The 12,489-nt window shown below is 53.4% G+C and carries 12 protein-coding genes; 1 reads left to right on the top strand and 11 read right to left on the bottom strand.

From position 1 onward, the window contains the following. Positions 1-520 precede the first annotated feature (520 nt). From BLR44_RS18415 to BLR44_RS18400, 4 genes are all read right to left on the bottom strand, one after another. Positions 521-1,150 carry a YdeI/OmpD-associated family protein gene (locus BLR44_RS18415; RefSeq protein WP_218127119.1) on the bottom strand — a complete coding sequence of 210 codons (630 nt, stop codon included), beginning with the start codon at positions 1,148-1,150 and terminating at the stop codon, positions 521-523. A 473-nt stretch (positions 1,151-1,623) separates the two neighbouring features. Beyond that, positions 1,624-2,058: a DUF5990 family protein gene (locus BLR44_RS18410; RefSeq protein WP_089684713.1), complete on the bottom strand. Its 435-nt coding sequence runs from the start codon at positions 2,056-2,058 to the stop codon at positions 1,624-1,626. Between the two features lie 998 nt (positions 2,059-3,056). Continuing rightward, on the bottom strand, positions 3,057-3,527 hold the full coding sequence (locus BLR44_RS18405; protein ID WP_176956111.1) for an anthrone oxygenase family protein: 471 nt from the start codon (positions 3,525-3,527) through the stop codon (positions 3,057-3,059). A 315-nt stretch (positions 3,528-3,842) separates the two neighbouring features. Then, a complete protein-coding gene (locus BLR44_RS18400) occupies positions 3,843-4,388 on the bottom strand; it encodes a cupin domain-containing protein (protein ID WP_089684751.1) in 546 nt (181 codons plus the stop codon). Positions 4,389-5,198: 810 nt separating this feature from the next. On the opposite strand from BLR44_RS18400, the gene BLR44_RS18395 reads away from it, so the two are divergent. Then, a complete protein-coding gene (locus BLR44_RS18395) occupies positions 5,199-5,555 on the top strand; it encodes a hypothetical protein (RefSeq protein WP_089684708.1) in 357 nt (118 codons plus the stop codon). A gap of 68 nt (positions 5,556-5,623) precedes the next feature. On the opposite strand, the gene BLR44_RS18390 is transcribed toward BLR44_RS18395, so the two are convergent. The 7 genes from BLR44_RS18390 to BLR44_RS18360 form a co-directional block, all read right to left on the bottom strand. Beyond that, on the bottom strand, positions 5,624-5,821 hold the full coding sequence (locus BLR44_RS18390; RefSeq protein WP_143017365.1) for a hypothetical protein: 198 nt from the start codon (positions 5,819-5,821) through the stop codon (positions 5,624-5,626). Positions 5,822-5,897: 76 nt separating this feature from the next. After that, positions 5,898-6,254, bottom strand: coding sequence for a hypothetical protein (locus tag BLR44_RS18385; protein ID WP_218127118.1), 357 nt, complete (start codon positions 6,252-6,254; stop codon positions 5,898-5,900). A 162-nt stretch (positions 6,255-6,416) separates the two neighbouring features. Next, on the bottom strand, positions 6,417-6,770 hold the full coding sequence (locus BLR44_RS18380; protein WP_089684702.1) for a hypothetical protein: 354 nt from the start codon (positions 6,768-6,770) through the stop codon (positions 6,417-6,419). A gap of 267 nt (positions 6,771-7,037) precedes the next feature. After that, on the bottom strand, positions 7,038-7,412 hold the full coding sequence (locus BLR44_RS18375; RefSeq protein ID WP_089684699.1) for a hypothetical protein: 375 nt from the start codon (positions 7,410-7,412) through the stop codon (positions 7,038-7,040). A gap of 166 nt (positions 7,413-7,578) precedes the next feature. Continuing rightward, the gene (locus BLR44_RS18370) at positions 7,579-9,156 is read right to left on the bottom strand and encodes an MDR family MFS transporter (protein ID WP_089684697.1); all 1,578 of its coding nucleotides are present in this window, start codon (positions 9,154-9,156) and stop codon (positions 7,579-7,581) included. 57 nt (positions 9,157-9,213) lie between these two features. Beyond that, positions 9,214-10,992 (bottom strand): chloride channel protein, encoded by a 1,779-nt coding sequence (locus BLR44_RS18365; RefSeq protein WP_089684695.1) that lies wholly within the window; start codon positions 10,990-10,992, stop codon positions 9,214-9,216. Between the two features lie 59 nt (positions 10,993-11,051). Then, positions 11,052-12,452 carry an aldehyde dehydrogenase family protein gene (locus BLR44_RS18360; RefSeq protein WP_089684693.1) on the bottom strand — a complete coding sequence of 467 codons (1,401 nt, stop codon included), beginning with the start codon at positions 12,450-12,452 and terminating at the stop codon, positions 11,052-11,054. Positions 12,453-12,489: the final 37 nt, after the last annotated feature.

The raw sequence follows: 12,489 nt of genomic DNA, 5'->3' as shown, positions 1-12,489 counted from the left end.
ATTCATCGAGCCCGGAGCCTTGGAGCTGGGTGATATCCTAACCTATCCGCACTACGCCGCTTGAAAATAATGTCCGGTCTTTTGTAGGAATTCCACTATATCCATAGCAAGCAACCGTTCGGTAGAGTATGAAGAAAGGGTCATCCCTAGTAGAGGTTCGTTTATCTCGCTATAGAGGTGTATAGGCGAAACGATAAAAGCCAATTTCTCCTTTATTTTGTTTTACTTATTTAATACCTCGATAGGAGAAGGGACTTGTAGCCAAAAAAACAACCGTTTTCCTTGCTACACTAAAGCATTGCCTGGATCAGCATTTCCGGTGGAGTAACGGGCTCGAAAGTCGATACTCTTTTTTCGCTACCCCTTCGAAGTCCGGATCGCAAATCGTAGTCTAGGTTAGAGCGCAACAGTGCTTGTACCCTTACGACAGGGGCTGAACGTAGAATGTATGACTGAGTGGGGAATAGGGATAGGGGTGAGCGCCAGCAGTGGTTACCAACCCACTTTACAGGGTGGTCGACTATCCTTCCTGAGGTCCTGCATCCTTTCCTTGAGGGAAGTTAGCTTTTAAATTTTGGGAAGCTTTTCTGACGGTTTCTGTAATGCGTCTTTGCCGTGTTGATGCCTGTTTGGCATTCTTAATCCATTCGAGGATCCCTCTCTTTGAAGAGGCTGGGAAGCGATCGTAATAATACTTTGCTTTGTCGTTACCCTTAAACGCTTCTTCCAGGTCAGGAGGAACGATTAGCTGTTCGACATCATCTAAAAAATCCCATGCTCCGTTTTGTTTAGCTTCTTCAACCACTTTCAAGCCCGGTGCTTCCATTCTTCCCTCTTGGGTAAGGCGGGCGATGCGCTCTTTGTTCACCTTCGACCAGTTGCTTGCAGGATTGCGCGGAGAAATTCGGAGCATAGTTTTTTGGTGATCCAGCCGCTTCGGAAGGCTATCTACCCAGCCAAAACACAGAAGTTCGTCAACAAGCGCCTCATAGCTGAGGTGAGAGGGGCCAAATCCTTTTTTCCACTTTACAAGCCACACGCTTTCGGCCTGATCATGGTTTTTCAGAAGCCAATCTCTTAGTTCTTCAAGGGTCTCCACAAATACCTTCACCATATCACGCATAAACTTTTCGTCAAGTGTATGTATCATACTGCCCGGTAGTAGAGGGGGGTCATGCTTATGCCCAGGCTTGTCGCGAGCAGATGTTGGCTGCAATGATGAGTGCTACTTAAAAAAAGTCATTTACATGGCCTGATAAAGCCAAGCGTATCGTTTATTCTACTTTATTGATGACGAATGGTGGTATAGTTTCTTACCAGCTCCCACAAAAGCGCACTGGGAAAAAAACTTTTATACATCATTCATACGCGTCGGAAAATGCTGATTTGAAAGATAAGCACAGTCAAAATAATAAGCTTAACCTCTTGCAATTACCTCAAATAGGGTGTTGGTTGACTAGTGCAGCCCACGGACAAGTGCGAGCACATGCCCAACCTGGTGGCTGTTGATTTTCGTTTTGCAGTTCAACAGCCAACAACTACTTTGCAAGCGTCGCTTTGCTAAGGAAGTCCTACAGGGTGTTAGAGCGACGTTTACGATTTCAACTTTTGACTTGACTAGTACTACTTAAGACGCCAACCTGCAAAGGGTTTTACAGTGGCGCAGTTTGGCCCTCCATCTTTGCCGGTTCCAGGAACACGGGTCTGCAGCATTGCATTACTGGATAAGGCCGCAATGTCTTCCCAGGTAATACCCGTCAAAGGTATTTTAAGTCGTCTCGACCAAATCGAGTTAACTTGCCCAGCATATGTACCGATATCGATATACACAAACTGATTGGCTGGGGGACCTTGGACAAAACCACCAGAAAATCTGGGAAGTGTATCTTTGGAACTATCACCTTTCACCTTAACCGCAAACTCAAAAGTCAAATCGCTAGAGGCGGAAATTTGCTTTTGGATTGTTTCGTACTTGCTACCAGATCCCTTTTGCAAACCAAACATTACCTCAGGCGTGGGTTGGATAAGAACGATCTGAAGGGTTATTTCTGATTCCATTGTACTAAAATTACAGATAAATAATAGAACTCTCGAACGAACATTCATCTTGAGGGCATCTCATGCATATACAGACGTGCCCTTGTCAAAATATGCTGTCGTTTTCCTCATGACCACCAGCCGAGTCTTCTTGTTTTAACCACATGCTTTAGCCGTATACTTCAAACAAGAACCGATTGTCTTGATATAATTTAGTTTTACAGCTATTGCGATTTCCCGTATAACGGCATCGCCTAAATCTCCAGGCAATGATCAAAATGAAAACGGATCTTACTGACTTGAGGATTTACCTACGTTAGCCTCAAGAGAGGTCCTTTCTTGGCTAACAAGGAGGCTGTTAGAGGAGACTCCACTTCAACAAAGTCCGTAATTCCTACTTTTAGACCTTCGTTCGGTTACTTTAACCACTTGCCAGGGCGGGTAAGAAGAAAGAGACGCTTTTAGCAACGGTGCGTTTGCCTTGTGATTTCGGGCAGATAGCCGAGGTTCTAACAGCTTAATGGTGCCTTCGTTTGGCTCGACCGATCAGGTACCCCACAGCAGATCGTAGCGGAAGCCTAACGCCAAGCTTGTGACAAGCCCAACCGCGCGGACTCGCTGACGGCGCGCATTAGGATTATGAAAGGTTATAGTACCTGGCCCAGCCCTCCGTGCCTTTGGTCTTTTGCCGAATTTTCCGCAACAAGCTGCTCTTAGGAATAGCTCCTGCGAATACCGAACGTACCACAACCACCAAATTACGCTCAGGTCCTATTCCGCCGATTGGTACATAGCACTCCCCAATCTGAACCTTATTACAAGTAGCGGACTTGGCACACCCTGATTCTAGTCGGTCAATGGGATTTCTAGTGTACCCAACGGGTTGGAACTACCCGGAACGGAAAGGGGCCCGTACGAATCAAGTCATGACTACAGAAGCACAGTCCTTATGAGCAACACAAACCTGACTTAACGCCAGAATTGCGAATAGCTACCGCCCGCTGCCGTCTTACTTCTGGTCATTTTGTTTGTGCCGGATTGTTTTTAACAACTGTCCAGGTGATCAGCACCAATGCTACCAATTCTACAACTGTTCTTGCAATATGAAACGACCACCACTTGTCCCGAAAATCTGTCCAATTTTCGGGTAGCGTATCCACGGTCCATTTTAGTATTTCGGTCTGCACAGGCACGTTACCAAAGCGTGTGATGACCATGCAAGCAATAAAAAGAGCGGCAGCCAAGAGAAGAGCTACAAACGCAGGTTTATTTTTCAGTTGGAGAAAGGCAGAAAGCAATGTGATTACGGTTGCGGCAATCACCAAGACTATCATCAAAGAATTGAGTGAGCTAACCAAGTTTTGCTGTTGTTCCACATAGGTGGATGCTGAAAAGATAGCGGGGTTGAATCCCACCCAAATGCCAAAACTTGTTCCGGCCAGTAAGGCCGCCAGTATGATGTCTAAAAATCGTAATAACGAAAGTGCCATAACCCTGGTTTTTAAAGAATGTTTTTTGATAAGATCAAAAATGAGTTTGCCTTCGGTAGCTGGAATAGCATTTCGCAAACCCATGTGTCGCCTGAGCCTGCGCAGTACTTTCGCAGTTGGAGTTACCCACAGATGGGTATAGGCGACCGTATGTTACACCCAGTCTCTGGATCGGGTCGTTGTCAAACGCCTTGGTTATCCATCAAAGTTGACAGGTCTATCTTCGATGCTTGGCGCTATAGGTTTATGTCTTCCAGGAACCAAGGTCGGCAGTGTTGTCCCCAAAACGGCAGCGAAGGCAGCGGGCTGCCTTTTTTACATCGCAGGGGGTGCCTCCTTAAATTTCTTGTATTTTCCCAGAAGCTTACCCAGCAACAAGGCCCCAGGAAACAGGGTCTTTTGGACAACTTGCGGAATTTCCAACAAGCCGAATTCCGATTTGTAGCGATTGAGCAAAAACGCGGCATCAAAGATTCCAGGCCGGCCGCCGTTTTCCTTGGACGACTGGAAGAGTTGCGTGAGGAAGTAATCTAAATTCCCGGCAGGGCTGATGTATCCGGTGCAGTGCAGTAAGTCAGGGCCAGCGTTCCAGAATTTATGAGGTACACCCGCTTTAAACAGCACCGTTTCGCCAGGGCCGGCGTATTTTTTCTCTTGTCCCCACGTCTGATACCCTAGTTTCCCCGCCATCACGGTGAAGGATTCGTCCTGCTGGTAGTGCACGTGCATCGGCGGGCCGGCGTTAGGCTGCACTTCATTTTCTCCTTCCAGGTACTCCACACCGTCTTTGACGGTAATTCTCAAGAAGGTGATTTTCTCTCCGGTCGTGTTTTCAATCGTGTGTGGCAAAAGGATTTTCATGTAGATGCGATTTAGCAGTAGGTTCCTCCGCATGAACGCTAGCGCGTGTAGGGCTTCCTGACCCGTAATGGTTTGCCCGTGCACCACCCACTCGGTTTTGAGGGCTGCGCTTGCTGGGCCGGTAACCACTATGGTTGCGCCAGGTTCACTCGCTGCCTTTCCTGCCGAGAGCAAGCTTCTGGGAGTGGGTCCGCCGGCTCTTTACAGGGCCGAGGCCATGCCATCAACCGGCGTGAGGCCGCCCTCTTCGGAGGAGGACAACCCGCTGCCTCCCCCCCTTCGACGGTCGGTAGCGTGAGAACGGCGTTGCGAGCTCCACAATATCGGTACGATAACCTGCAATTTGCACGGAGGTAGTAAAAATCTTTTAATCGCCTGATTTCCAGACCAGATCTCTCGTAATATTGTATAACAGCATCGACGCTTCCTCCCGAGGAAGCGATAAGGGAATGCGAGAGATATGAAAATGCTGTACGCTGGTACGTATCGGGCCGTTCGCGTTTGTGCAAACGCCAATCGTCTGGTAACGATCAAAAACACTACCCCTGATCTTCTGCCCAACTGCTACCAATCATGCTGGGAAGTAGCGGTCTGTAGGCTCAACTCCGGGTTGTAATGTCATTATCTTATCTGCATAAAGTGATTCGTTGTATGCGCAAACGTAGAATTTGCTGGGAAATCTACGAACGCATCAGCAAGCGCGCGAGCCGGCTTTCCGAAAGGTTGTTTGCAGTCTTAAAAACAGCTGTGTCAAGCCCCATGTCAAGTTCAGAAAGTGTTGAAATAGAAATCGGGAAGAACAGAACCCTCATGTTCAGCAACAAGCTGGGCTATGTGGAGGTAGGGCCTTTTGTTTTCTCCCCCCTTAACAAGAAAGCCCTTTGGAGTGACGAAAACGCCGATGATTTCGAGATTCGCCTGTACCCGGAGGAAGTACGCTGGTACACGCTGGACGGCCGTGAGCTGACACGCGCCTCGCCTGCCCACCTGATTCATTACTGCGTGGATACGTTGCAGTTGCTGACGCGCCATTCGTTAAGCTGGCGCCTGCCTACTGCGCAAGCAAAAGAGCTGTACGTGATGCAGTACAAGATTCTGGAAGCCAAGGCCTGGGCGGTCAGACTCTATACCGATGCGCGGAAAGAGATCGAACAGGGAGTCGCCTAATGTTGCCCTGCCCCTACCCTTTCCCGGCTGAGCCGTGCCTCAGCTACCGCCAATTGCCATGCTGTCGTTTACAAATGCCTGGGGAGTTGTACTTCAAGCTTCAGCTTCATTGAAGTGAAGAGTTCGCGATCGCGTCTTGCTTGCAGGTTATCTGGGTCGGCTCCTACTACGTAATTCAACGCTCCCAGCATTCCCTCCAAATGCCGGAGTAAAAAGGTTCTTTCTTCACGTGTGAGGGCGACTTCGAACAGTTCGTCCTTCTTCATTCCCAATACATCATACGGTACTCCTCTCTCGCACAGAGAGTTTAATGGGCAATGTTACGTAGGTTTGTCGGAGATTTCACACCTTTTTCAAAACTAATTCAAGCCGGGCCTGCTTTTGTAGAGTAGCAACGTGTAACTGACGCACCAGGGGGGCGAGCACTTCCTGCCAGCGTTGCCAGTCCAGGGAGCTGGGCAGGGGCGTATCGCGCACTTCCCAGTAATAATGCCGAAACACCTCGTGTGCCGGGGGCAGGGGGTAGCTCTGCAGTTCGTGCAGTTCGCGCCAGAGCATTTCCCGGTGGCGCGACAGAAAAATGGTGGCCAGCAGCTCGCTGGTGGTTCTGAACTTGTCTTCCAGCAAGCTCAACATCACTTCATACATTTCAGGGTGCTGACCGTATGTTTCGTCCGTGTGCGAAAAGAAATTGGGCATTTCCATCGGTAACCAGGCTTGGTGGGCAGGAAAGAATACCAAAAGCCGAAAGAGAAGACCAAGTATAAGGAGGTTAGGCATCAAATGCAAACCTTTGCACAAGCCGCATCACCATCCCTGGAAAATCTGCTGTAAGGTTTGTCTGCAAAAGCTCACCCTTCTTTACCACGTCTGCCCGCTTTGCGCCAGCTTCTGTGTGGTTTCTTTACGCACGTCTTCCAGCAGCGGCATCACTTCTTCCTGCCAGCACGCCCACGTGTGTGGGTCCGGCACTGCTACCGACCGAATTTCGCGGCAAAGCCCGCCGATCATGTAATTAGCGGGGGCCAGCGGATACCCTACCAGGGGTTGGAGCGTCGCGAGCAACAGCGTACGGTTCTGGTTCTGAAATGCCTGACGGCACAGTTCCTCAACCGATTCGAATTTCTGACGCATCAGGTCCAGAATCTCCAGATACTCGTGAGGATGGTTGCGATAGGTAAAGTCCGTCTCGCGAAAATAGTTGGTTCGTACCATAGCAAAGCAACTCGAACGTGCGCCCGCTGCGGGCCAAGCCGCCATGAGCACCCATGTGTTTACCAATTCGGATAAGCGCGGCCCATACCACTCGCCTCGGACCGAGTTAGTGCGTCCGGACAGGACAGGATTCGGCGCCGGGTAGCACCGTACGTGGTGGAGTGACGCCAGAACGTGGGGATTTGTTGCTTCGTGTGGAAAAAATCCCGCAATTGTGGATAAATAGAGTTCGCTCTGCCGTGAGAACTTGTACAGGGACAGGAGGAATCAGGACTGTTCGTATTCGGCGATACGGCGACGCGCGGCTTCCTGAATCGCATTGATTTCGTCCAGAATCACCTGTGCCCACGCCTGCCACTGGACTTCCGTCGGTTGAGGGGTACGGTAGATTTGCGCATACACCCCAGCGAAAATCTGGCTGGAGTAGGCTAACGGGTAGCCTTTCAACTGGTGCACTTTGTACAGAAGTTCCTGATGGTGGCGGGTGGCAACCACATGCCCTAATTCTTCTTTCAGGGCCTGAAAACGCTCCACGAGCATGTGTAACACTTCCTGAAAGGCTTCTGGGCTGTGCAGAAAGGTGCGCTCCATGTCCTCCAACCGATCGAGGGTTCCCTCCGAAGAAGATACGTGTTCTTCCATAATACAGCTTGATTACATGAATGGTTTACAACTTACGCCCTAACGGCAACGCCTCTGCGGCCCATTACTACCAGCGTCATTTTTACGCTAACTCTCTACAAAACAATACCTTAGCCAATACGAACCGATTCTTTTAAAGGTCGGACATCCTTTCGTAAAAAGCAACTTACCGCGCCGGAGCGGCATTCGTCTTGCGCAATTCCAGTTCGGGAATGGTGAAGGTGACCAGTCCACCCGCCACCACAATGAAGGCTACGTAGAGGTAGATGCGTGTGATGGCGCGGGTGAAGGCTTCTTGTACAAATGCTGGCGTAGTAGGCGATTCAGCCGGTGCAGGGGCCTCGGCCGTTGTCGGCGCATTGCTTTCGGTGGAAAAACCGCCTTCCATCACCCCCGCACTGGCCAGCGTGGTCGCCAGCACCATGCCCATGAGCGCCGTCCCGATGGCCCCGCCGATCTGCCGGAAAAACTGACTGGCGCTGGTGGCCTGCCCGATCTGCGGCCGCTCGACGGCATTCTGAATGGCCAGGGTGTAGAGCGGCATGGAAGGCCCGATGCCCAAGCCACAGATCAGCATGTAGAGCGTGACGCGCCAGTAGGCAATGTCGGGCGTAAGTTGCGAGAGCAACAGCGTCCCCACCACCAACAGCGCAATGCCGATCAGCATCCAGCGGCGGTAATGCCCAAAGCGGGAGACCAGTTGCCCCGACAGTACCGACCCGCTCACCACTCCCAGCGAAAGCGGAATGAGGCTCACCCCCGCCCGGGTGGCAGACACCCCCAACACGTTGACCATGAACAGCGGCAGGAAAATGCCCAGCGCCAGAAAGGCGGCCCCCAACAGGAAAAGCGCCAGGTTGGAGCGCGCGAACACCGGATTGCGAAACAAGGAAAACTCCAGAATGGGATTAGGCGACCGACGCGATCGTCCGTAGAACAGCCCCATCCCCGCTACGGCACCCGCCAGCAATGCCCAGCGCCAGGGCGACGTCCAGGCCAGCAGACGCGCGTCGAGTTGCACAAACAGCACCAGCGGCACCAGCCCAAGCACCAGAAATAGGGCCGACAGGTAATCGAACCGCAGGCGTTTGCCCGAGGGCAACAGGGGCGGCATGCGGGTGATGATGAACCACAGCGCCAGGGCGCCGAACGGTAGATTCACGTAAAACACCCAGCGCCATCCCGCAATGCCCGGTACAATCGCACCGCCGTAGTCCGTGAGCAAGCCGCCCACCCACGGCCCCAACACGCTCGAAATGCCGAACGTAGCGCCGACGTATCCCTGATATTTGCCGCGCACCGCCGGCGGAAACAGGTCGGCGATGATGATGAAGGCCATGCCGAACAGACCGGCTCCGCCCAGTCCCTGAATCGCGCGAAAGATGATGAGCTGGTTCATACCGTCGCCCAGCAGAGGCAGCGTCCCGAATTCGCCCGCCAGTCCGCACAGCACCGATCCTGTTAGAAACAAGGTAATGGCGCTCAGTTCAATTTTCCGACGGCTGTACATGTCGGCTAGCTTGCCATAGATGGGCACCAGCACCGTCGAGGCGACCAGGTAGGAGGTCGCCACCCAGGCGTACCGATCCAGGCCGCGCAGGTCGGCCACGATGCTGGGCAACGCGGTTGCGACGATGGTCTGGTCGAGAGCACCCAAAAAGAGCGCTACCAAAATGCCGAACAAGGTATAGTACGTTTCGCGCGTAGGCTGGAAGTCGACAGAGGAGGTATCGGAAGATTGCATGATGAGGCAAAAAGTAGAATAACGCTTTTGTTACGCACGCTCCGGCGAAAAGATTGGCTATTCGCGGTTCTGCCGGATGAGCTGCCCGCGGTAGGCGTTGAAAATGCGGGACTTCGACAAAAAGCCGACGTATTTGCCGTCGTCGATCACCGGCAGGTTCCAGGCTCCGGTCCGTTCAAACTTTTCCATCACCGTCGCCATATTTTCGTCGGAACCCACTTCGGCCGGCGGCGAATGCATCAGGTCGCGGGCGAAGACGGTCCGCTGCGCTTCTTCATCGAACATGATCTTCCGAAAATCGTCGAGGGTGATGATGCCCACCAGCCGCCGTTCGGCATCCAGCACGGGAAAAATGTTGCGCTTCGAAAGGGTCACCAGCTTCAGAATGTCGCCCAGCGACGAGTCGCGGTTCACCGGCAACAGGTCTTTCTCGATCAGTTTGCGGATTTTCATCACGCTCAGTACCTGCTTGTCTTTGTCGTGGCGCAGCAGTTGCCCGCGCTCGATCAGCCGTTTGGTGTAGATCGAATACGGCTCGAACAGACTGGCCGTGGTGTAGGCCAGCGCCGAGACAATCATCAGCGGTACAAACAGCGCGTAGCCCCCCGTCACTTCGGCGATCATAAAGATGGCCGTCAGCGGCGCATACTGCACGCCACTCATCATCGCGCACATGCCCGTCATGATCAGGTTCGCCTCCGGCACCGGTGCCTCGCCCCAGACGTAGTTGAGCAGCCGCGAGAAGAAAAAACCCGTCAGCCCGCCAATGACCAACGAAGGGCCAAACGTCCCCCCGCTTCCCCCGGCCCCCAGCGTCAGGCCCGTAGCGACCGTCTTCATGATGATCAGCAGCAGCATAAACAGCACCAGCAGCCAGGGATAGGCGTCGCCCCAACGGCCGAACAGCGACGTGTCGAAGTGCAGCACACTGATGTCGCCCGTCAGTAAAGACGAGATCATGTCGTATCCTTCCCCATACACCGCCGGAAATGCCAGCACCACGACGCTGAGCCCCAAAGCACCCACCAGCAGGCGTACGAACGGATGCGTAAACCGGGTGATTAGCGTTTCGGAACGGGTCACGATCTGCCGGAACATCACCGCCACAAAGCCGCAGGCAATGCCCATGAACGAGTAGAACGGAAAATGCTCGACCACAAACCCTTCGTTGATCTGAAAGTAGAACTGAATGGACGGATCGGCGAGCGTGTGGTTCACCAGCGAAGCAAACACGGAGGCCAGCAGCAGCGGAATGAAAGCACCGAGCGAAACTTCCGCCAGAATGACTTCGATGCTGAAGATGACGCCCGCGACGGGCGCGTTAAAAATACCCGAGATGGCTCCCGCCGCCCCGCACCCGATCAACAGCGTGCGTTTCTTGGAATTGATGTGCATCAGCCGCCCAATGTTGGACCCCAGCGCCGAGCCGGTCAGAACACTCGGGGCCTCCAGTCCGGCCGATCCGCCGAACCCCACGGTAAACACACTCATGATCATGTGGGAGTACATGCGCGTCCGCGCGATGATGCTGGAACGCTGCGCAATGCTGAACAGAATGTCGGTAATGCCGTGGCCGGGACGGTCGTGCAAAATGTAGGTACTGAGCAGGTAGGTGATCAGCAACCCGACGAACGGAAAAAGGAAATTGAATGAATGGGCAAACCCGAAACGCAGCTCGAGCGCTTCCTGCACAAAGTGTACGGCGGCCTTCAGGGTGACGGCCACGACTCCCGCCAAAACCCCAATCAGACTGCCCAGAATGAGGATGAAATTTCGGTTGGAAACGTGTCGTAAGCGCCAGATCAGCACCTGGGTAAGCACCCCTTCTATTTTCATCGGCGCAAAAGTAAATGTTTCGGGGGTTCAACCCGTACCGCGACTCACTTTTGTATGATTTAACCGTATTTTAAAAGCCCGGACGAGATCTTTTCGGTGGTCGAGGTGTAGGGCGGGTAACTTAGCTGAGCGGTCGAAAGTCCCACTCGCTGCCGCAGCACACTCCGTTCGTTGCTGAAGGCCAGAAATCCCCAGTGCCCGTGCGACTTGCCTAGGCCGCTGTGGTTGACACCCCCGAACGGCAGACGCGGGTTGGCCACGTGTAAGATGGTTTCGTTGATTGCCGTCCCCCCGGCGCTGGTGTGATGCAACAAGTAGTCGATGTGGCGTTCATTTCGTGAGAAAATATAGAGCGACAGCGGTTTGGGGCGTCGCTCGATACACGCCACGGCCTCTTCGAGCGAGCGGAAAAAGACGACCGGCAGCAACGGCCCGAAAATCTCTTCCTGCATCAGGCGCATGGCTTCCGTCATGCCGGTCAGCACCGTCGGGGCCATCAGGCGCTGGGTTGCGTCGATCGTGCCGCCTTCCTCCACCACCGCTCCTGCCGCCTGCGCCTGCTCCAGCAACGTCTTGAGCCGCTGGAAATGCCGTTCGTTAATGATGCGGGCGTAGCCTCCCTCGTCGTACATCTGGCGGAACGCGGTCCGCAGTGCCTCCAGCATCGGCACCCGCTGGTGTTCGTGCACAAGCAGGTAGTCGGGCGCAATGCAGGTCTGCCCCGCGTTGATGTACTTGCCCCAGGCGATTTTCCGGGCTGCGTCGGCCACGTCGGCCGTCTCGTCCACCACGACCGGCGACTTACCTCCCAACTCCAGCGTGACCGACGTCAGGTGCTGGGCGGCCGCGGCCATCACCACTTTGCCCACCTCCGGGCTGCCCGTGAAAAAGATGTGGTCGAACGGAAGTGCCAGCAACGCCTCGGCTACGTCTTTGCCCCCCTCCACCACGGCCACTTCTTCCGGCGGAAACAAGGTTTCGATCAGTTGCCGGATGAACGCCGCCGTGTGGGGCGTCATTTCCGAGGGTTTCAATATGGCGGCGTTGCCTGCCGCCAGGGCCGACACCAGAGGACTGAGTTGCAGGTAGAAGGGGTAATTCCAGGGAGCCATGATCAGCACCACGCCTTTGGGCTCGTACTGCACAAACGCGCGCGAACCGATCAGTGCCAGCGGCGTTGACACCTTGTGCGGCTCCATCCAGTCTTTCAGGTGGCGCACCACGTGGTCAATTTCCTTCAAAAGAGGAAAAATCTCGGTAAAATCTGTCTCCACCCCCGGCTTCCCAAAATCAGCCTGCAAGGCGCGTCGCAAGGCGTACCGTTGTTCATACACTGCCTTTCGGAGGCGTTTCAGTTGGGTAATTCGGGCACTGGCGGTCGTTTGGCGGAGGTGCGCTTTGTGTTGTTGCTGCTCCTGAAAAAGAATAGGGAGTCGCGCGTGAGGCGAAGCAAGGTCCATAAGGTTTTTTTATTAATTACAAATTACTTCCATGTTA

The sequence above is a fragment of the Catalinimonas alkaloidigena genome, from assembly GCF_900100765.1.
GTDB classification, from domain to species: Bacteria; Bacteroidota; Bacteroidia; order Cytophagales; family Flexibacteraceae; genus Mooreia; species Mooreia alkaloidigena.
This window is presented reverse-complemented; position numbering and strand designations above follow the sequence as displayed.